The organism is Sorangium sp. So ce426, assembly GCF_051475585.1.
In the GTDB taxonomy this organism is placed as follows: domain Bacteria; phylum Myxococcota_A; class Polyangia; order Polyangiales; family Polyangiaceae; genus Sorangium; species Sorangium cellulosum_B.
This window is the reverse complement of record NZ_CP150341.1, coordinates 2209593-2230319: the sequence shown is the minus strand read 5'-3', so window position 1 is coordinate 2230319 and position 20727 is coordinate 2209593. Positions and strand designations below refer to the sequence as shown.

Sequence of the window (20727 nt, the reverse complement as noted above, 5' to 3'; positions counted from 1 at the left end):
CTGGGCACTGGTCTCTGGCAGCGCCTTTGGTTAGTGTCCCGCGAACCGATGAGCACCGCGACGTACTCCACCGACCGCCCGCCGAACGTCTCAGGGGCAAGCCTCGAGCCGCAGGCTGCCGTCGCGCGGCACCCGCTCGATACGTGTGCCGACGACGTGATCAAGGTCCTGCGCGACGACGGCTCGCTCGACCCCGCGCACGATCCGAAGCTCGAGCCATCGGAGGTGATCGCCCTCTACAAGGCCATGTTGCGCACGCGCCTGCTCGACGAGCGGCTCGTGGCGCTGCAGCGCCAGGGGCGCATCGGGTTCCACATCGGCTCGCTGGGCGAGGAGGCGACGGTCCTCGGCAGCGTGTCCGCGACGCGGCCCCAGGACTGGGTGTTCCCGTGCTACCGCGAGTTCGGGGCGGCGCTCTGGCGAGGGCTGCCGCTCCAGCGGTACATCGACAACATGTTCGGCAACGCGAACGACACGGTGAAGGGGCGGCAGATGCCGGACCACTACACCTACCGCGAGGGCCACTTCGGCTCGGTGAGCTCGCCAATCGGCACGCAGATCACCCAGGCCGTCGGCTTCGCGTGGGCCGCCAAGCTGAAGCGCGACGAGCTCGTCACGCTGGCCTACTTCGGCGACGGCGCGACGAGCTCGTCGGATTTCCACAGCGGCCTGAACTTCGCTGGCGTGTTCAAGGTGCCGGTCATCTTCCTCTGCCGGAACAACGGCTGGGCGATCAGCGTGCCGACCGAGCGCCAGACGTCGAGCAACACGTTTGCGGGCAAGGGCGCCGCGTACGGCGTCCCCGGGGTGCGGGTCGACGGCAACGACGTGTTCGCCGTCGTGAAGGTGACGCGCGACGCGATCGCGCGCGCCTCGCGCGGCGAGGGCGCGACGCTCATCGAGGCGATGACGTACCGCCTGTCGGGCCACTCGACGAGCGACGACCCGAAGGCGTACCGCCCCGACGCATGGCTCGACCCGTGGCGCCGGCTCGATCCGATCGCGCGGCTGCGGCAGCACCTCGAGCGCACCCAGGGCTGGACGGAGGCGCAGGATCGCGAGATCGAGGCGGCGGTCGACGCGGAGGTCAAGGCGTGCATCGCGGTCTCGGAGAAGGTCCCGCCGCCGCCGCTCGACTCGATGTTCGAGGACGTCTATGCGGAGCCGCCCTGGCACCTCGTGGAGCAGCGGGAGCAGCTCAAGGCGGGCCCGAGGCCCAAGGGCCACGGCGGCCACTAGGCCGCGCGGCCGGCGGCGGCGGCGTGGCGGCTCGCCGGACGGCGGCGCGGCGGGGGTGGCGCCGCTGCCCGCGATCGGCGGGGACCCCCGGGGGACCGGGGCGCCGGTGAGGTTGTACCCCCACCTGTTGGCCGAGAGACGGAGACGAAGAGCATGCCTCAGATGAACATGGTCCAGGCGATCAACGACGCGCTACGCCACGAGATGCGGCGGGACGCGCGGGTCGTCGTGCTCGGCGAGGATGTCGGCAAGGTCGGCGGCGTGTTCCGCGTGACCCAGGGCCTGTTCGACGAGTTCGGGGACGACCGGGTGATCGACACGCCGCTCTCGGAGAACGGGATCGTGGGCACGGCCATCGGGATGGCGCTCTACGGGCTCGTGCCGATCCCGGAGATCCAGTTCGCCGATTTCATCTATCCCGCGTACGACCAGATCGTGTCCGAGCTGGCGAAGTACCGCTACCGCTCGGGGGGCGAGTACCCGTCCAAGCTGGTCATCCGGACGCCGTTCGGCGGCGGCATCCGCGGCGGGCACTACCACTCGCAGTCGCCCGAGGCGCAGTTCATCCACGTGGCGGGCCTGAAGGTCGTGTGCCCGTCGAACCCGGCCGACGCGAAGGGGCTCTTGCTCTCGTCGATCCGGGATCCGGATCCGGTGCTGTTCTTCGAGCCGAAGCGCATCTACCGCGCCGCGAAGGGCGACGTCCCCGAGGGCGAGTACACGGTCCCGCTCGGCCAGGCGAAGGTGGTCCGGCCGGGCTGGCACGTGACGCTCGTCGTCTGGGGCGCGATGCTCTACGAGGCGCTCGACGCGGCGAACCAGGCGGCCGCCCAGGGCGTCGAGTGCGAGGTGATCGACCTGCGCACGCTGTGGCCGCTCGACATCGACACGGTGATCGAGTCGGTGAAGCGGACGGGCCGGTTCATCGTCGTGCACGAGGCGCCGAAGACCTGCGGCCTCGGGGGCGAGCTCGTCGCGCTGGTCAACGAGAAGGCGTTCCTCCACCTGGAGGCGCCCCCGGTCCGGGTCACGGGCTTCGACACCCCGTTCCCGTACACCCTCGAGAACGAGTATCTCCCTCTGTCCCATCGTATCCTTCCGGCGATCCTGGAGACGGCGAGGTACTGACGCATGGGCAAGTACGAGTTCAGGCTTCCGGACATCGGCGAGGGCGTCACCGAGGGCGAGATCGTGACCTGGCTGGTGTCGCCGGGCGACATGGTCGCCGAGGACCAGCCGATGGTCGAGGTGATGACCGACAAGGCGACGGTGACGATCACGTCGCCGCGCACGGGCAGGATCGTGGAGACGCGGGGCAAGGTGGGCGGGGTCGTCCCTGTCCACTCGGTGCTCGTCGTGTTCGACCTCGACGACCGGCCTGGGGCGGCGGCGGCGCCAGCGTCGGGGGCGGGGGTGCGCCAGGCGGCTGCGAAGGCCGGGGCTGCGGAGCCGCCTGCGGCGGCCGCGAAGTCCGGGGCCGCGGAGCCCGCGGCGACGGCGGTCGGCGACATCCGGGAGGACCTCCCGGGGATGAACCTGGTGGCGCCGCCGCGGTCGGCGTGGGCGAACGGCAGCATCGGCGCGGGGTCGCGCGCGGCGGCCTACTTCAACGAGAAGCCGCTCGCGACGCCCGCGACGCGCAAGCTGGCGCGCGACCTCGGGGTCGACCTGCGGCGCGTGCCGCCGACGGGCCCGGCGGGCCGCGTGACGAAGGACGACGTGCGGGCGCTCGAGGCGCCGGAGGTCGAGCCCCCGACGGCTCCGATGGTGTTCGATCCGGGGCATCACCGGGCGGCGGCGCCCCTGGACGCGGGGGAGCGCGCCGCGGCCGGGCGGCCCGAGGAGGACCGCGGGCGCGGGGTGGCCCGGCCCGAGGGGGAGCGCGGCCGGGAGCTGCCGTCGGGGCCAGGCGACGAGCGCATCCCGCTGCGGGGCGTGCGCAAGCGGATCTTCGAGGCGATGTCGCGGTCGAAGCACACGGCGGCGCACTTCACCTTCGTCGAGGAGTGCGACGTCTCCGCGCTGAAGGAGCGCCGCGCGCGCCTGCGGCCGCTGGCCGAGAAGGCGGGCGTGAAGCTCACGTTCCTGCCCTTCTTCGTGAAGGCCGTCGTCGCGGCGCTGAAGAAGCACCCGATGCTGAACAGCGCCTTCGACGAGGCCGCGCAGGAGATCGTCGTCAAGAAGAGCTATCATATCGGCATCGCGTCCGCGACCGAGGCCGGGCTCATCGTGCCTGTCGTGCGCGACGCGGATCGGCGGAGCGTGCTGGAGATCGCGCAGGAGATCGCGCGGCTCGGCGAGGACACGAAGGCGGGGCGGGTGAAGCCGGAGGATCTCGGCGGCTCGACGTTCACGATCACGTCGCTCGGCCAGCAAGGGGGGCTGTTCGCGACGCCGATACTGAACTTCCCGGAGGTCGCGATCCTCGGGATCCACCAGATGAAGCAGAAGCCGGTGGTGCGCGACGGGCAGATCGTGATCGGCGAGGTGATGCTGGTGTCGCTGTCGTTCGACCACCGGATCATCGATGGGCACGTGGGGGCGGCGTTCGCGTACGAGATCATCGGGTACCTGGAGGATCCGGATCGGCTGTTCCTGGAGATGAGCTGAGCGGCTGCTGCGCGCAGCGGCTGCCGCGCGCGGCAGCAACCCACCCACGGCTTGTCGCGCGGGGCCGGAACCGGCAACATCGCGCGCCGTGATCGCGATTCCCAAGACGCTCGAGGACGCGCTGCGCGACCGGTTCGTCGTGCCCTTCGTCGGCGCCGGCGTGTCCATGGCCGCGCTGGACCGGAACGGGAAGCGGATGTTCCCCAGCTGGGGAGACCTGCTCCTCGGGGCAGCCGCGCGCCTCCGCGAGGACGGCAAGCGGCCCGAGGCCAACGTCGTGGAAGGGCTGCTGGAGAAGCGGGCGCCCGACTACTTCGAGGCGGCCCGGCACGCGCGCGAGGGCATGGGGCCGGGCTGGTACCGCTACCTCCGCCAGGTGCTCGATCCGCCGGGCAATCGCATCGACACCGGATCTCTGTCGCTCGCGCGCGCCGTCTGGCAGCTGCCGAGCAGGCTGGTGATCACGACCAACTACGATCAGATCCTCCGTTACGCGCTCGACGATCCGAACGATCTCGTGCAGATCAGCGTCGACGCGACGGCGGAGCTGTCCGCCATGCTGCGCGACGAGATCGATCGCCCGACGGTCTGGCACCTGCACGGCTTCATCCAGCAGCCGCAGCGGCTGATCCTGACGCCGGACGGCTACCGCGAGCTGTACCCGAGCCAGGAGGACGAGGTGCGCTACCGCGGCGCGCTGCAGGCGCTGCGGCACCTCCTTGCGGCGCGCACGTTCCTGTTCGTCGGCTTCAGCCTCGACGACGCGATGTTCGGCAACCAGATCGCGTGGGTCCAGGAGGCCTTCGGCGGCGCCGCGGGGCCGCACTACATGCTCGTCCGGGCGCGCGAGCTGCGCGATACGCAGCGGCGCCTGAGGGACCTGAGCTGCATCGAGTTCCTGCCGTTCGAGGAGTTCGGTGATCCCCTGGTGGCGCTCGTCCACGCCCTCGGTTCCGCCGGGAACCGGGAGCCCACCACGCCGCCGCCGCTCATGGCGGGCGCCCCTCGGCCCACCGCGCACCTCGAGGTGGCAGCCGCGCCGTCCCCCGCCGGGCCCCTCGCATTCCTCGCCGACGAGGTCGAGGTGATGGTCCCTCCCGTCACCCGGGTCGCACACCGCTCGCTCCTCACCGAGGCGGCGCCCGCCCCGCGCGCCGCCACCGCCGCGACGCCTCGAAGCCTCGAGACGGCCGCGGGGGACGGCGGCATCGACATGGCGCTCGTGAGGCAGAGCTATCGGCTCGTCCACCAGTATCAGCGCAGCGTCTTCGATCGGCTGGCAGAGCTGTCCGATGCGCTCGCGGGCATCGGGCTCGCGTTCGAGCGCTGGGATCCGTCCCTGTTCTCGCGTCACCCGAAATCGACCACCGAGTTCTTTCGCCGCAAGTACTGGGCCTGGGATTTCCTGCCTGCGTATCGCCTCCAGCTCGTCTGGCAGTCATCGGCCAGCACCTCGCGGAGCGTGGTCCTCGAGGTCGTGTCGGACACGGGCTTCACGCGCAGCGGGGGTGATGAGCCGGATCCGACGCGCTTCGGCGGCGCGCGCGCGGCGGGCTCCGAGCTGCAGATCAGCCTGATGCGCTCCTCCGTTCGGAACCTGCCCTGGAACCAGATCTGGTCGTCCTTGAGCGAGCAGGAGGACACCATCTACGACGGAAGCGATCACGACCTCGACGCCGGCGGGCGCCCGTGCACCTACCGCTACCTCCGCGTCGATCTCGGCGCCGCGCTGGACAAGGAGGCGTTCAGCGAGCGCGTCATCGCCCCTGTCACCGCCTGGCTCGCTCGGTGATCGAGATCCTCGGACGAGCGCGCCCCGCGCGGGCGCAGGGGGCAGGAGGCTGAATCGATATGCTGTTCGGCGATCGGCTGGACTTCGCCATCGAAGCGGACGTGGAGCCCAACCTGGAGCCCCCGAGCGCAGTGTGGGGGCGCATGTGCGTCTGGTGCCGCGGCGTGGCCCTCGGAGACCTCGGGGAGTCGCACTGTGCGCTGTACCCGGCTTACCGCTCCTTTCGCTGGCTGCCCTCCAACCTCGACCGCCTGTGGTCCGAGAAGCTGGCCGGGCTGGACGACATCGCTGCCTGGAACTTCCTCGACGAGCAATTGTACGGCCATCCAGGAGACGTCGAGGTGCCCGATACCCGAACGGCCGAGGAACGCCGCCGGGACTGGACGTTCTGGAGCGCCCACGATTTCCTGACCAACTGGGGCGAGCAGTTCGGCGGATGCAAAGCATTCATCCTCTGTCCGCCCGGCGGCTCGGTTCGCATCCTCTCTCGCGAGCTACCCGGGCACATGGGCCGCGGCGTGGAGGTGTCGCGGGCCGGGCTCGTTGCGGCCGCCGAGGGGTTCACACGCTGGTTCGAGCAACAGGCGCGGCGTCTGGAAGGTGGTCGGGTCTAGCGCATGGCGCGCACGGAATGCAGCACCCAAGGTCCGGCTGCGCAGCGCGGACGCGGAGGATCTCGTCGCCCGGCACGGCGTCTCCGTCCGGCAGCTCTCGAGCTTCCCACTCGACCAGCCGGTCGCAGTGGACGTGGATCACGGGCTCTCCGCATCGTCTGCTGGCGGCCGCGTCTGATATGCTTCGACGGCGCCCCGCCAGGCTCGACATGGTTTCTCGTCCGCATTCCAGTCCCTGGTCTCATCCATCCAGCGCCCCCAGCCCGGCGCCCACTTTCCCACGCCTTCATCCCAGTGTCGCACATCACCGGATTCGTACAGGCGCACGTGCCCCCCGAAGATCTCCCAGACGCGGCAGGAGAGCGTCGGCGCTGGCGCCTCCCGACCGTCACGCGCTGCGAGGCGTCGCTCCGCGTCGGTGCGGGCCTCTGACTCATTGGTATAGAGCGCGATCTTCGACCGCCGCTCCGCCCAATCGCCGCGGCCAAGGAAGAACATCGTCGCGGTCGACCGGATCAGATCTGCAGGGGTGGACTCGAAGCAGATATCCGCGAGCTCCGCGACTGGCCCAGGGTCCACCACGCACCACATGCGCTCGATCTTCATGCCGTCTCCTCCTGCTGCCGCTCCGACGCCTCGCTCGCCGCCCGCGCGGCCTTCTTCCCTGTCCCGCGTTCGTCCGCGAAGGCCGCCGCTCGGCCAGCGGGCGCGTTACGACATCGGCGCAAGCTACCCCAACGGCAGCGCAATCGTCCCGAACAAATTGACCATGGAGGTCATCGATCGCTCCACCGGACGCAGCGACCTCATGTCGTTCTCGAATCCAGACGGAAGCGGCTCGAACGTTACCTCGGAGAAACACCGCGGGGCTGCGTTGCTCGGCAGCAACGGTCGAGAGCGGACTCGAAGGGGCGATGTCTCGTCGAGGTCGGCGGCAAGCAAGACGCGCTTCGCGTTGACCTCTATGTGGGCGCCGGCCTCGATCCCGCGCTCTTGCCCGAGGCGGACGCGCCTCAGGCTGTCCAGCCACGCCTGACCGCCGGAATCCGAGGCGAGCGCGCCGGAGACCGCCAGCAACGCTAAAAAATTCCTCCCGAGCACGATCGAACAGGCGCGCGCGAAAGCCGCGAAACCGACCTGCCCTCCGTCGCGTAGCACCATCGAACGACGCGCCACGAGCCATCGCTGGTGGAGGCGGGCGCCCGCGCCCGCTCCGGTCTCAGGGGTGTGCCGGAGGACCGATCGCCGCGACGCCGCTCGCCGCGGCGGAGGCGATCCAGGTCGCGTCATCTCAATCACCGCTTCTGGAGGATGGTCATGAAGATTCGGAATCGCGCGCTGTCGGCTCTGCCCCTCGTCCTCACCCTCGCCGCCGCTTGCGGCGACGGCGAAGGCGGCGATACCACCGGCGCCGGTGGCATGGGCGGGGGAGGCGCGAGCGGGCCCGGCGGCGGGGACGCGGCCACGAGCTTCGACGTGACCCTCGAGAACGTGACGCCCGCGCGGGATTACCGGGTGGCCGGCGTGTTCGACACGCCCGTGGGCGAGAGCATGCCCGGGCCGCTCTTCCCCGAGAAGAGCTTCGAATTCCGCGTCGGCGCCCTGCCGGGCGACAGGCTGTCGTTCACGACCATGTTCGGGCAGTCGAACGATCTGTTCTATGCGCCCGATGGCGCCGGGATCGCGCTCTACGACGAGTCGCGCAAGCCGGTGAGCGGGGACGTGACCGACCAGGTCCTGCTGTGGGACGCCGGCAGCGAGGCCAACGAGGAGCCGGGCGCGGGGCCGAACCAGGCGCCCCGGCAGAGCGCCGCGAACACGGGCGCTCCGGACCCGGACAACACAGTGCGGCTGGTCCAGGATGGCTATACCTACCCGGCGGTCGAGGAGGTCATCCAGGTGACGGTGACGCCGGAGCCGGGCAATGAGTTCACGATCCGGATCACCAACATGTCGGAGGTGGGGACGCTGATGCCCGAGGGCGGGGAGCCGGCCGCCGTGCCGCTGTCGCCGGGGCTCTTCGTGGTGCACACGATGGACAACCCGCTGTTCACGGTCGGGCAGGCGTACCCCGACAACGGGCTGGAGGCGCAGTCCGAGGACGGGAACCCGAGGATGCTGCACGAGGGGGTCATTCCCCGCGCGGGGCTGACCTCGCCGGTTGCGCCGGGCGTCGCGGTGGTGCACGGGCCCGGAGCGCCCCTGTTCAGGACGGGCGAGGCGGACCGGGGCAAGGGCCTCGAAATGCTGGCCGAGGACGGGAATCCGACCACGCTCGCGGCGTCGCTGGAGGCCGAGGTCGGGGGCGAGAGCGGGATCTCGTCGGTGCTCGTCTACAACACGCCCGTGGGCGCCTCGGCGCCGGGGCCGCTGCTGCCCGGCGCGAAGTTCAGCTTCACGGTGACCGCGCGGCCCGGCGAGCGGCTGAGCTTCGCGTCGATGCTGGGGCAATCGAACGATCTGTTCTTCGGGCCGAGCGATGCGGGGATCGCGCTGTTCGACGCGAGCGGCGAGCCGGTGAGCGGCGATGTCTCCGACCAGGTCACGATCTGGGACACGGGCACCGAGGCCAACCAGTGGCCCGGCGTGGGCCCCGACCAGGCGCCGCGCCAGGCCGGGCCGCAGACGGGCGCCGACGATCCCAAGGACCAGGTGCGCAACGTCGATGACGGCTATCTGTATCCTGCGTCGAACCAGATGCTGAAGGTGACCATCACCCCGGCGCGGTAGCGGGGGCGCGAGCGGCACCCCAGGGCCGCTGGACCACGGCCCGGGGGTGCCAGGCGGCCGCGCGGGGCGCCTCCGCCCAGCACTGCCATGGTGGCGCCTCCTCAGGGGCCTGCCGCCTACGGAGGAGCCTGCCGGTGCTGGATGGCGTGCTCGGCCTCCATCGTGTACCGGCGGCTCTCGGCCTCGTCGGGCTCGAGCCCCAGCTCACCATAACGATAGGCCATCGCCAGCGCCTGGAGCGCCGCCGGGTGCTCCCGCTCGCCAGCGCTCTCGTAGAGCTCCACGGCTCTTCTGTCATTCCTCGGCACGCCCGCGCCCGCGCGATACGCGTTGGCGAGCAGGAACATCGCGTCCGGCGACCCTCCGCGCGCCGCGCTCTCGAACCAGCGCGCAGCCTCCGCGGGGTCCGCCTTCACGCCATCGCCGTTCTGGCTCATCACGCCGAGGAAATACGCGGCGCTCGGGTGCTGCGAGGGGACGGCGCGCAGCAGCCAGGCGCGGGCGCGCGCCGCGTCCCTGGGGACCGACGGGAGCCCCTTCAGGTAGATCCTTCCGAGCGACACCTGCGCCTCGACGTCTCCCTGCTCGGCCGCCCGCGCGAGTGAATCCATCCCGGCGAGGACCTCCCCGGGATCCGCCAGCGTGAGCAGGCGAAAGCCGAGCGCCCGCGCCTCCATGCCGCTCGAGGGCGGCGCCCCGGGGCGCGACGGCGGCGAGGGCGCCGCGGCGGCCGTGAAGCGCTCCACCTCGGGACGATCGCCCTCGCGCAGCCCTCCAAGGGACAGGGCGGCGGCGCCGCCGAGCACGAGGACGCCGCCGACACGCACGGCGAGCCGCACGGGACGCGGGGCGCTCATCGGCTCAGGTCGATGGAGTAAACCGAGAGCATCTTGCCGCTGCCGTCATCCTGCGCGACGAGCGAGAGGTTGGTCAGCCCGGCGGCCTCCGCCTTCGGGAGCGCGTTCTGCGCGGAGGTGAAGGTCACGGGGCCCATCGTCGTGACCCGGGCGAAGCGCCAGCTGCGGGCAGAGCCGTTCTGGGCCCGCGTAAGGTTCTCGATCTTCTTGATGTACGTGATGAGCACGTCGCGGTTCGTGTCCGGCGCGGCGTAGATCGTCTTCGTGCCGTCGAGGCCTGGGAAGCTGCCGCCGCCGCTCGCGCGGTAGTTGTTCGTGGCCACGATGAACTCCGCGGCCAGATCCATGGGCTCACCGTTCCACTGGAGGTCCTTGATCCGGCCGCTCGCCTTCATCCCCGTGGGCGGGAGCGGCTGGGTCACGTCGATCTCGTACGTGATCCTGCTGTCCGTGAACATGTCGAAGTTGTATCCGGGCATCGCGCTGTTGATGAGCGGCTGAGGCTCCGTCTTGCTCGGATCGATCGGATTGAAGCGCGTCGCGGCCCTCTCCAGCCAGTCGAGGATGTCCGCGCCGGTGACCTTCACCGCCTGGACCGTGTTCGCGTACAGGTAGAGATCGGCCGCGTTGTTGATCGCGATGCTCCCCGCCGGCACGTCGGTGTAGTCGTTGCCGCCCTGAAAGCCGGACTTGAACGGCGCGCTCACCGAGAGCACGGGGAGCGACGCGTACTGGGGCAGGTTCTCCTCGATATAGCGGGCGACGTAGTCGGCCTGGGCCTGGTTGACGATCTGGATCGCGCTGGCGTCCCCCACGTCGGCGAACATCGACGACATCGCGAAATCGCTCGTGCCGATGGGCGTCTTGACGTAGGCGACCGTCGCCTGGTGCTCGGCGTCGAGGAGCGGCGCGAAGGAAGCGTCTGCCGCGACGAGGACCTTCGTCTTGTCCGGCTGCGCGTCGCAGAGGGTCGCGAACGCGCAGGGCGCCCCCGTGCGCCAGCGCTCCATCGCATCACACGCCTCGGGGAGCCCCCCCTTGCAGGTCGTGGCGATCGGCCGGGCCTCGACGACCGTCTTCGCCTTGTCGACCGTCCAGCCCTCGCCGTCGTGGGTGAGCCCCAGCTTGATGACACCGAGGTGCTGGCCCCAGAAATTCGCCATGACGGCGGGGACGCCAGCGACCGTGCCCGCGTCCTTGTCGACCTGCGGCAGGCTGAACTGCGCCACGGTGCTGCTCGGGTTGGGGAAGATCTGGTGCGAGTGGCCCATGAGCATCGCGTCGATGCCGGGCACCTGGGCGAGGTGCCACGCCTGGTTCTCAAGGGTGGGCGAATACGGCGCGTCGTCGAGGCCGCCGTGGATGATGGCGACGACCAGCTCGGCCCCCCTGGAGCGGAGATCGTCCACCAGCGGGGCCGCGACCTCCTTCACCCCCTTCGTGAAGACCTTGCCGTCGAGCCATTTCTTGTCCCAGCTCAGGATCGTCGGCGGCGTGACGTCGATGAAACCGACCTTGACCACGCTCTCGATGGCGCCTCCGCCCGGCGCCGTCGCGGAGAGGGTCTTCTCGACGAGGACGGCCTTCGGGAAGAGCGTCTCGCTCGTCTTCAGGCTGAAGACGTTGGAGTTCACCAGCGGGAACCGAGGGCCCTCGCAGCCCGCCGATGCGGCGAGATCGAGCCCGTCGACGTCGAACGGGGTGTGGGTCACCTGCGAGAGAAAGGCGAGGCCGAAGTTGAACTCGTGATTGCCGATCCCGCCGACGTCGAACCCGAGGTGGTTCATCGCCTTGTAGATGGCCAGCGTCTCGCCGCACGCGATCGGCTCGACGAGCGCCTGATGGTCGGCGAGCACGGTGCCCTGGATCGTGTCGCCGTTGTCGATCAGGAGAGTGTTCGCGAACTCGCCCCGCGCCTGGTGGATCAGGGTCGCGGTGCGCTCGAGGCCAATCGATGGCTCAGCGACCAGCTTGAAGTAATCGAAGCCGAGGAGGTTGGTATGGAGATCGGTGGTCTCGAGCAGCGCGAGGTCGGCCGTGGCGCCGCTCGGCGTCGCGGGCGCCCCTCCCGCGCCGCCTCCTCCCTCCCCGCCTCCTCCCTCCCCGCCTCCTCCCTCCCCGCCTCCCCCCTTGCCGCCTGAGCCTGAGGAGCTGGCGGAGCTGGAGGAGGGGCTGGAGGCCGATGCGCCTGTGTCGCCCTGGTCATCGCCGCACGCGGTCAGCGCGGTCATGGCCAGAATCAGCGACGAAACCGACGCCACCCGTCCGACTCGACCTGTCATCGTGAACACCTTTCCGAGCGCCGCTTCGGCCGATGCCACTCCGCGCGCCGCTGCGTCAATCCGATGGACGGCTGGTAACAGTCTCGTCAACGCTCGCCACGTGCGAAGGACCGCGTGGCCTCAAAACACGATCGTCCAACCCGGATTGCTCACCTGCTGCTTCGTATAGGACACGCCGTCGACCTTCAGCCCTTCGGCGTTGAGCAGCGTGATGAGCCCGCCCTTGTTGGAGAGGACCATCGGAGCCTGGACGACGACCGTCGTCAGCCCGCCCGGCTGAAGCTCTCCGGTGAGCGCCATCCTCGATTTGGCCTTGTCGGCCAGCGACCAGCCAGCGAGGTCGATCTTCCGGTTCGACGTATTCAACAACGTAACGGTCTCTCGCTCGGGTGTGCGCACGTCGTTCACGAGGGCGGCGACGATCCGCACGATCCCGTCGGGCTGCTCCACCGTGGGGAGCCCACCGCCTCCGCCGGCCACGTCCGACGGCGGTCCGGATACCGGGACGTCGAGCGTGTGCCCTGTCTTGTCGTCGGTGTGCCACGCCTGCGTCTGAAACTTCAGGAAGATCGCGACCCACTGGTCCCCACGCGGGAAGTGGATGAGGAGGCCGCCGTCCTGCCAGACACCATCATCCTTCTTGAAGCGGGCGTCGTTGCCCTGGTTCATGTGGATATCGTGGATGCCGTTTCCGGGCAGGAAGCCGAAGATCTTGTCCTTCTTCCCGTTCTCGGGGCCCCAGCGCTCCCCGAAGGCGTACAGGAGCGCCGTCTCGTCGGACATCGCCCGCTGCACGTAGTGATCGAGCTTCTCGTTGAGGTCGTTGTCAGGGCCCGGGGCCGAGAATGGCAGCGGGACGAACTCCGTCCGATCCAGGAGGTTTCCCCGGATGAAGTCGAGCCCGAGCCCGCCCGGCTTGCTCTCCAGCGGATGAAAGCCCGGCTTCAGCTCGTGGATCTCTTGAAGCAGCGGGTGCGCAAAATGGGACTTGACGACATATTCGACCTGGGAGCCGTCCTGCGACTGCACATTGACCGCGATGCGATAGTCTACCGTGTCGTCCACGACGTGGATCTGATAGTGCGGGTTCGCTCCCGACGCGAAACGCCGATCGATCACTGTACCCTTCAATACGCCATAGCTCTTCAGCGGCATGTTGCCTCCCGCATCCATCGGCTGAGCACGGCCGGTGCCCGCCTGTGAGATAGCATCAAAACCCTACTTCACTGCTTCGAATGGCGATGAATCATCCGGCATGCGCTCCCCCCTTGGAGCCGGTGACCGACGGATGTTGAATGGAACGCGCGACAGCGCCTTTTACACCATGTGAATCCGTCATTTCTTTGAAGTCAAGAGTGAACTGCCCGTGGACTCGGAAATTTCGCCGCCCTGTCACGCAATGGTCCATGCAGCGGAACGCCAGGGAGCTGACGCCGGAACCCCATCATCTCTCGAGCGGCCAGCGCCGAGCCGAGGCGCACGCCACTTAACTTACAGGCACATCAAATTCATCATGGATTCGCTCGCGCGGCGGAAGACGCGCTTCGAGTCGATTTCGGCCGCGACGGATCTCGCCGGAGCCGTGTTCGAGGTCGGCCGGACCGCTGCCGGCGCGGTTCGCCTTCACGGTCGACCCACCATCGTCTCACGGCCGGAGGGAGCCGTTATCCGCGGTACTCGCGCAGCGCCGTGCCCTGGGCGCGGCCCAGCATGGCGAATGCGCGGCGCTCCGCCTCCCAGAGGATTCGCTCCTCGTCGAGCGTGAGCAGCTCGTGGTCCTTCATGACGAGCCGCCCCGCGATGATCGAGTGGCGAATGTCGCTGGACCTCGCCGAATACACGATGTTGCCGACCAGGCTAGTGCGAGGCCGGGTGTGCGCGTTCCAGAAGCCGGGCAGGGCGATGAGATCGGTGCCATCGAGCACCTCGTCGGCGAGAAAGCCGGGGGGCGCCTCGCCAACAGCCACGATCGAGCCGCCCTCGATGGCGATATCGACCCCGCGGAGCACATCGCCGGCGTCGTTGAGGGTGATCACGTCGACGGCCTTGCCGAGGAGCGACGGCATGATGTTTTTACATCATTCTTTGCGCGAGGGCTCAAGACCCATGCGCGTTTTCACGACGGACGTGATGGCTCGTCGGGCGGCTGCGCCCGGCGCGCGCCGGGTCGGTCGCCGGCAGCTCCCCGAGGAGGTGGTCGATGCAGGTCCGGACGGCGGCCGTCAGGGCGCGATGCGAGCGATAGAGGAGGCTGACGCCGCCGGCCTCGGCCTCGTAGCCCTTGAGGACGCGGACGAGGCGCTTCGCGGCCACGTCCTCGGCGCAGAACACCTCCGGAAGCAGCGCGATGCCGACGCCCGCGAGCGTCGCGCGGTAGGCGGCGGAGGACTCGCTCACATAGAAGCGGGGCTCGAAGGCGACGCGTCGCCTCCGGCGCCCCTGCCCGAGCGTCCACGTGGCCATTCCGTCCGTCGCGTGCACCGCGATGCAATCGTGACGCGCGAGGTCCTCGACCCGGTGGGGAACGCCCCGCGCCTCGAGGTAACGCGGGCTCGCATACAGCAGCTTCCGCGTCGCCCGCCAGAGCTCTCGCGCCACGAAGTCGGTGGTGTCGTCCACGTGACCCGGGACGATCGCGATGTCGAAGCCCCCGGCGAGGAAATCGACCCGCCGTGAATCGATCTCGAGGTCGACCGAGACGCGGGGGTGCTTCGCGAGATAGGTGCAGACGGCGCTCGCCACCGCGGCGCCGAGGGCGATCGGCGCCACGATCCGCACACGCCCGCGCGGCTCACTCTGGAGCTCGCGGACGTGGTGCGTGCCTCTCGTGAGATCGTCGATCGCCCGCTCGGCGTGGCCGAAGTACGCGCGCCCGGCCTCGGTCAGGTCCAGCCGCCGCGTGGTTCGCTCGAGGAGCCGGACACCGAGCGCGGACTCGAGCCGCGCGATGCGCCGGCTCACCGTGGAGACCGGCACGCCGCGCTCGCGGGCGGCGGCCGAGAAGCTGCGCGTCCGGACGACGCGCACGAGGAGCGCGGCGTCGTTCAGGTCCAGATCGATTCGTGCGTCCACGGCAACAGTTCCTTCCCTCCAGGCACACTAATGCGCTCCGGTGGCCGCCGCTAGGCTCGACGACGTGAAGAAGCCCATCGTCACCGGGCCAAGCGGAGCACGGTGCGCCGCGCCCGCGTGATCCCTGGGATGACCGCGCAGGGTCGCTGCGCCGAACGCAGCAGGAGGAGATTGTCATGATCATCGTCACTGGAGCCAACGGTCACCTCGGCCGAGCCATCATGGAGCGGCTCCTCCAGCGCGTGCCCGCCGCTCGGCTCGGCGTCAGCGTCCGCGATCCGGAGCAGGCCAGCGCGCTCGCCGAGCGCGGCGTCCGCGTGCGCCGGGGGGCCTTCGACGACGCCGCGAGCCTGCGCCGCGCCTTCGAGGGCGCCTCGCATGTCCTGATCGTGTCCATCAACAGCACAGGCGAGGCCGCGGTGCGCCAGCATGAAGCCGCGCTCGAAGCGGCGCGCGCGGCCGGCGCCCGGCGCGTCCTCTACACGAGCCACATGGGCTCGAGCCCGGCGTCCCGCTTCGAGCCCATGCGCGACCACGCGGCCACCGAGGCCTCGCTGCAAAGGTCGGGGGGCGCTTTCACCTCGCTCCGCAACGGGTTTTATGCGGCGTCCGCGCTCATGCTCCTCGAGCGGGCGCTCCAGACGGGCAAGCTCGTCGCGCCAGAGGACGGCCCGGTCTCGTGGACAGAGCACGCCGACCTGGCCGACGCGGCGGTGATCGCGCTGACCGACGAGGCGCGCCTCGACGGGGTGACACCGCCGCTCACCGCCTCCGCGGCCCTCGATCTCACGGAGATCGCGGCGATCGCCTCGGAGCTCGTCGGGCGCTCGATCACGCGGGTGACCGTCAGCGATCGCGCGTTCAGGGAAGACATCATGTCTCACGGCGTCCCCGAACACCGGGCGGACCTGTTTCTGGGCATGTTCGCGGCGAGCCGAGAGCGCGAGTTCGCCGCCGTGGATCCGACCCTGGAGCGCCTGCTCGGCCGAGCGCCGATGTCCATGCGCCACTACCTGACGGCGCGCCTGTCGCGCTGAGGCAGGGGGCGCAACGCGGCGGGGCGCTCACGACCGCAATGGGTCCGGCGGATTCGACCCGGCGCCTTCGCCCGCGTCAACGTCGCGCGCCGTGAGACCGAGGGTGTCTCCCCGCCGCTTCCGGATGCGCACGGGTCTCTCCTCAGAGCCCTCGGCGCGACCGTGTTCCAGGCGACGTTACGCCCACGCGTGAATGAACCGACGAGCCGAGCGCGGCCGGTCGCGTCGGCGGGTCGAGCGCTGAGAGCCCCCTTCCTGCGGGATGGACACCATGGCGGCTACACCGAGCGCCCGCTCGCACACAGGGATCCATCGCTCGCCCCTGGATCACGACGATCTTCGCGGGGTGATCTTTTGGTACTGTGGTCGCAGGCGCCTCGCCTGCCCGATGCGCGCTCGCTCGATCGAGCAGGGCGCGCCGTGTCGGCGCCTGGCGCGCCTGATGGGGTTCGAGGGAGGGGCATGACAACAAAGGCCTTCATCAAGCGAGGGATATTCCGTGCTGTCGCGCTGCTGGCGCTCCCTGCGCTCGGCGCGTGCGGCGCGGAGACACCGCCGTACGACGACCTGCCGCTGCGCGACGCGCTGAGCGCCGCGCCGGAGGTCCTCGCCGCCTTGCCGGAAGAGGTCCTGCGCGACGTGGCGGCGCGGCTGGAGGAGGCGCACGGCGAGCCGGGGGACGAGACGGCGATCGACGGCGCGGAGATCGCGAGCGTCCCCGCGCTGGTCCGCAGCGCGGACGCGGCGCGGGACGAGACGGGGAAGGACGCGATCGTCCTCGGCGCGCTCGATCCGTCGGAGGACGGGTTCGTGCTCCGCTCGGTCACGCCCATCGCGGGGACGCGCGGGCCCGAGGCGCCGCTCGATCGACCTGTGCCCACCCTCGCGGGGCCGCCGGCGTCGCCGGAGACCGCGCCGCTGGAGGACGCGGCGCTCGGCGGCCGGGCGGGCGAGATCCTGGCGGAGCTCGCGCGGCGCGCGGACGCGCAGGCCCTCGTCCGCGTCACCGGCCTGCCGGCGGGCGTCATCGCCCAGGATCACACGGTGTACGTCAACGCCGCGTGGCTCGTCGCGCTGAGCGCCCTCTCGCCCGAGGACGCGCCCGCGCTCCCCACCCCCCCGGGCGGCGCCGCGATGCCCGCGTGGCCCCGGAGCGAGCCGCGATCCGTGCGCATCAACCCCTATCACCTCCCCTCGTCCGTCGCGGAGTGCGCCGCCGAGGTGCGGGACGTATGCACCTGCGCCGTGGCCGGGCAGTGCGAGCACGACCGCACCGACCCGGCGTTCGCGGACGCCCAGGCGGAGTGCTCCTGGGTCAACGCCGGGGCGCTGAACGCCGAGGCGCTCTGCATCCTCGCGCTGCTGAGCATCGACGGGGTCAAGGAGTGCGTCCTCTCCGCGGGCAGCGGCGCGTGCGCCGCGCTGCCGATCGCGGGGCGCGACGGCGCGCTGGCGTTCGCCGGGGACGAGGGCTGCATGGCCGTGCTCGACCGCTGCCTCCAGTACGGCAGCCCGACGGTCCCGGCCGTCACCCCGAGCGCGCCGAGCGGCTCGTCGAGCAGCGACGACTGCGGCAGCTGCGGCGGCTGCGACAGCTGCAACGAGGACGTCTCGGGTTGCAACCAGAACTGCAGCGACTGCAACCAGAACTGCAGCGATTGCAACCAGAACTGCCGCGACTGCAACCAGAACTGCAAGGACGGCGATCCCTCCACCGGCAGCAACTCGAGCTGCAGGCTGAGCGCCGGCCGGCGCGATCCCGGAGGCGGCCTCCCGGGCGCGCCCGTGCCCCTCGGCGCCGCGTTCTGGCTGCTCCTGCCGGCGGGTTACATGCTGCTGCACATCCGGAGGCGGCCGTGAACCGGGCGGTGATGCTCTGGCTCGCGAGCCACGGCCTGCCGCCGTGGCTCGCGCCGACCTACACGATGATGGTCGCCCTCGCGGGGCTCGCCGGGGCGGCGGCGTTCTTCTGGCTCGTGCGCCGGGATCGGGGGGATGTGGCCGTGGAGGGCCGGGCGCTCCTCTCGGGCTACATCGCGGCGCTCCTGGGCGGCTACGTCTTCGAGGCGCTGCGCGCCGCGCCCGAGGCGCTGGCGAGGGGCTCGTGGGGTCCGATGCTCCACGCCGGCCGCGCGGCCTATGGGGGCCTCATCGCCGGCGTCGCCGTGGCCGGCCTGGTCCTCCACCGCCGCGGCGCGGCCGTGCTCCCGTTCCTCGACCGGCTCGTGCCAGGGCTCGGGCTCACCTACGCCTGCGTGCGCACCGGGTGCTTCCTCGCGGGGTGCGACTACGGCCGCGTCACCGGGGGCGCGCTGGGCGTCCGGTTCCCCGCCGGCAGCCCCGCGGCGGCGGACCACGCGGCGGCCGGCTGGGTGCCCCTCGGCGCGCCGAGCCTGCCCGTGCACCCCACGCAGCTCTACGAGGCGGCGCTCGGGGCGATGGCGAGCGCGCTCGCCGCCCTCTGGCTCGCCCGGGGGCACCGCGACGGGCGCGCGTTCGGGACATGGCTCGCGCTCTACGCGGCTGGCCGGTTCTTCATCGAGCTCCTCCGCGGGGACGCCGGGCGCGGCGTGTACGGGGGCCTCAGCACCGCCCAGCTCGTCTCGCTGGCGCTCCTCCTGGGGCTCGCGGCGGCCGTCGTGCTGGCGCGTCGGGCCCGCAGCGCGCGGCGCGCCGCCGCCGTGGCGCCCGCGCTGGTGGCGCTCGCCTCCCTGAGCCTCGCCGCGGGCGAGGCCGCGGCCCAGCCGGCTCGCCCCGCGCCGCCAGCGCCAGCGAGGCCCGAGGCAACGACGCCCGCGGCCGCGAGCTCCGCGCCGGCTCCGGCGCCTGCTCAGAGGCCGTCGCCGGCACCAGCGCCCCACCCGCACGCGCCGCCCCCCGCGGGCGGGCCTCCCGCGCCCTACCCCTACCCGCCGCCCTCGGGCGGGTATCCCGCGCCCTACCCCTACCCGCCGCCGCCCTCGGGCGGGTATCCCGCGCCCTACCCCTACCCGCCGCCCTCGGGCGGGTACCCCGCGCCCTACCCCTACCCGCCGCCGCCCGCAGGTGGCCCTCCCCCGGCCTACCCCTACTACGCGCCGCCGGCGGGCGGATACCCCGCGGCCGCCCCTCCCTCGCCCGCGGGTCCCGCACAGCCGCAGAGGCGCACCCCGGAGACGTCGCCGGGGCCCGCCGCGGAGCAGCGCGCGACGGGTCATCAGGCGGAGGCCAACGCGCGGCGGATGGCGCTCTCGCTCGGGATCTCCGGCTACTTCGTGCCGGGGCGCTTCACGGTGAAGGACGGGATGTCCGTGGATCTCGACGTCCTCGCGCGCCTCCGCCTGAGCGAGACGCGCCGCTTCGAGGTCGGCCTCGAGCTCAGGAGCGTCTCGACAACCGACGTCAACCAGCTCGCGGTTGGCGCGCCGCTCCGGCTCGTGATGGGGGTCGGCTCGCACGTCGAGATGTCGGTCGGGATCACGCCGGGCTACCACCGCATCTTCTTCGACTCCCCCTACTTCGAGAGCGTGGGCGCCTTCGGCGCTCGCTTCGGGTGGGGGATCCAGCTCCCGATCACCTCCCACCTGTTCCTCGGCTTCTCTCCGCTGAGCTTCCTCGTGCTCGCCTCGGACGACGTGGACGCGCTCGTGGCGTACGAGCCCGGGCTCTGGGCCGGCGCAGGATTGCTGTGACCGCCGTCGCTGACGGCAGCTCCTCGACCTCGAGGGCGCGGCCGTTCTCTAGCCGCGACCGATCCTGGTCGCGATGATGAGCCCTGACGACCAGCAGAGCTTCGTCAGCACGAGATCCTGGCGTCGCTCGAGCGCGGCGATCAGCTCTGCCACCTTGGGGGCGTGGTCATCGGGCCAGTTGGGCTGAGGGAGCATGTCGTCGATGACATAGAGCCCGCCGGGCTTGATCAGGCTCAGCGCCTCGTCGAGGGCGTAGTACTTGCCCGGCCATGTATCGGCAAAAACGAGCTCGAATTGCGGACCCTGGACCGAGCGCAAGAAGGCTTCGCCATCCATGTTCTCGAGCGTGAGGCGGGGGTCGCCTCCGAGGTGCTGGCGCGCCACGGCCTGGACCTTCTCGTCGTGCTCCACGGAGACGAGCGTGGAGCTGGCATTCATGCCATCGAGGATCCAGCACGTAGAAATGCCCGTGCCGGTCCCGAGCTCGAGGAGAGCGCCCGACTTGGCGGCGGCGAGCGTACGCAGCATCGAGCCTGTCTGCCTGTCGCTCGCCATGGCAAACCCGATCTCCGCGGTGGCCCGCTCGATCTCCTCGAGCACCGCGGGCGGTCTCAAATTCTCCAGATCCTTCATGACCTGATCCCTCTTCACGCGGCCAGTCGCGCGTCACTCTACAGCACCTCGTTCTGGCGGCCCCCCTGGAAAGAGCCAGCGGTGGAGGGCGTGCTGCGCGGGGGGGCGGCGGGGCAGGCCCCCACAAACCCCGAGCGCCGGCCCGCAGCGCAGCGGGTCGCCCCCTGATCTCGTCTCCCGCACAGCGGGC

Annotated in this window: 17 protein-coding genes; 9 read left to right on the top strand and 8 right to left on the bottom strand. The window is 70.9% G+C overall.

Features of this window, described 5'->3' with window-relative positions:
* Positions 1–48 precede the first annotated feature (48 nt).
* The 5 genes from WMF44_RS08475 (at position 49) to WMF44_RS08455 (ending at position 6255) form a co-directional block, all read left to right on the top strand.
* Positions 49–1239: a thiamine pyrophosphate-dependent dehydrogenase E1 component subunit alpha gene (locus WMF44_RS08475; RefSeq protein ID WP_437298621.1), complete on the top strand. Its 1191-nt coding sequence runs from the start codon at positions 49–51 to the stop codon at positions 1237–1239.
* A gap of 153 nt (positions 1240–1392) precedes the next feature.
* On the top strand, positions 1393–2367 hold the full coding sequence (locus WMF44_RS08470; RefSeq protein WP_012234205.1) for an alpha-ketoacid dehydrogenase subunit beta: 975 nt from the start codon (positions 1393–1395) through the stop codon (positions 2365–2367).
* Between the two features lie 3 nt (positions 2368–2370).
* Positions 2371–3849: a dihydrolipoamide acetyltransferase family protein gene (locus tag WMF44_RS08465; RefSeq protein WP_437298620.1), complete on the top strand. Its 1479-nt coding sequence runs from the start codon at positions 2371–2373 to the stop codon at positions 3847–3849.
* 88 nt (positions 3850–3937) lie between these two features.
* Entirely contained in the window at positions 3938–5641 is a 1704-nt protein-coding gene (locus tag WMF44_RS08460; protein ID WP_437298619.1) for an SIR2 family NAD-dependent protein deacylase, read from the top strand.
* 59 nt (positions 5642–5700) lie between these two features.
* Positions 5701–6255 carry a hypothetical protein gene (locus WMF44_RS08455; protein ID WP_437298618.1) on the top strand — a complete coding sequence of 185 codons (555 nt, stop codon included), beginning with the start codon at positions 5701–5703 and terminating at the stop codon, positions 6253–6255.
* Between the two features lie 138 nt (positions 6256–6393).
* Here WMF44_RS08455 and WMF44_RS08450 read toward each other — a convergent pair whose 3' ends face one another.
* Positions 6394–6861, bottom strand: a complete 468-nt coding sequence (locus tag WMF44_RS08450) for a hypothetical protein (protein WP_437298617.1) — start codon at positions 6859–6861, stop codon at positions 6394–6396.
* 123 nt (positions 6862–6984) lie between these two features.
* Positions 6985–7416 carry a hypothetical protein gene (locus tag WMF44_RS08445; protein WP_437298616.1) on the bottom strand — a complete coding sequence of 144 codons (432 nt, stop codon included), beginning with the start codon at positions 7414–7416 and terminating at the stop codon, positions 6985–6987.
* 156 nt (positions 7417–7572) lie between these two features.
* Between WMF44_RS08445 and WMF44_RS08440 the strand changes: the two genes are divergently transcribed.
* On the top strand, positions 7573–8985 hold the full coding sequence (locus WMF44_RS08440) for a spondin domain-containing protein (protein WP_437298615.1): 1413 nt from the start codon (positions 7573–7575) through the stop codon (positions 8983–8985).
* 116 nt (positions 8986–9101) lie between these two features.
* Here WMF44_RS08440 and WMF44_RS08435 read toward each other — a convergent pair whose 3' ends face one another.
* The 5 genes from WMF44_RS08435 to WMF44_RS08415 form a co-directional block, all read right to left on the bottom strand.
* Positions 9102–9842: a tetratricopeptide repeat protein gene (locus tag WMF44_RS08435; RefSeq protein ID WP_437298614.1), complete on the bottom strand. Its 741-nt coding sequence runs from the start codon at positions 9840–9842 to the stop codon at positions 9102–9104.
* Entirely contained in the window at positions 9839–12073 is a 2235-nt protein-coding gene (locus WMF44_RS08430; RefSeq protein ID WP_437298613.1) for a 5'-nucleotidase C-terminal domain-containing protein, read from the bottom strand. Before WMF44_RS08430 ends, WMF44_RS08435 begins: the two co-directional genes overlap by 4 nt.
* A 171-nt stretch (positions 12074–12244) precedes the next feature.
* The gene (locus tag WMF44_RS08425; RefSeq protein WP_437298612.1) at positions 12245–13279 is read right to left on the bottom strand and encodes a DUF2278 family protein; all 1035 of its coding nucleotides are present in this window, start codon (positions 13277–13279) and stop codon (positions 12245–12247) included.
* Positions 13280–13788: 509 nt separating this feature from the next.
* Entirely contained in the window at positions 13789–14190 is a 402-nt protein-coding gene (locus WMF44_RS08420) for a hypothetical protein (protein ID WP_437298611.1), read from the bottom strand.
* 31 nt (positions 14191–14221) lie between these two features.
* Entirely contained in the window at positions 14222–15196 is a 975-nt protein-coding gene (locus WMF44_RS08415) for a LysR family transcriptional regulator (RefSeq protein WP_437298610.1), read from the bottom strand.
* 176 nt (positions 15197–15372) lie between these two features.
* Here WMF44_RS08415 and WMF44_RS08410 point away from each other — a divergent pair, with 176 nt between their 5' ends.
* The 3 genes from WMF44_RS08410 (at position 15373) to WMF44_RS08400 (ending at position 19904) form a co-directional block, all read left to right on the top strand.
* Positions 15373–16233, top strand: a complete 861-nt coding sequence (locus WMF44_RS08410; protein WP_437298609.1) for an NmrA family NAD(P)-binding protein — start codon at positions 15373–15375, stop codon at positions 16231–16233.
* Between the two features lie 462 nt (positions 16234–16695).
* Positions 16696–18093, top strand: a complete 1398-nt coding sequence (locus WMF44_RS08405; protein ID WP_437298608.1) for a hypothetical protein — start codon at positions 16696–16698, stop codon at positions 18091–18093.
* The gene (locus WMF44_RS08400; protein ID WP_437298607.1) at positions 18090–19904 is read left to right on the top strand and encodes a prolipoprotein diacylglyceryl transferase; all 1815 of its coding nucleotides are present in this window, start codon (positions 18090–18092) and stop codon (positions 19902–19904) included. The genes WMF44_RS08405 and WMF44_RS08400 overlap by 4 nt, the downstream gene beginning before the upstream one ends.
* Before the next feature lie 48 nt (positions 19905–19952).
* On the opposite strand, the gene WMF44_RS08395 is transcribed toward WMF44_RS08400, so the two are convergent.
* Positions 19953–20537 carry an O-methyltransferase gene (locus WMF44_RS08395; protein ID WP_437298606.1) on the bottom strand — a complete coding sequence of 195 codons (585 nt, stop codon included), beginning with the start codon at positions 20535–20537 and terminating at the stop codon, positions 19953–19955.
* Positions 20538–20727: the final 190 nt, after the last annotated feature.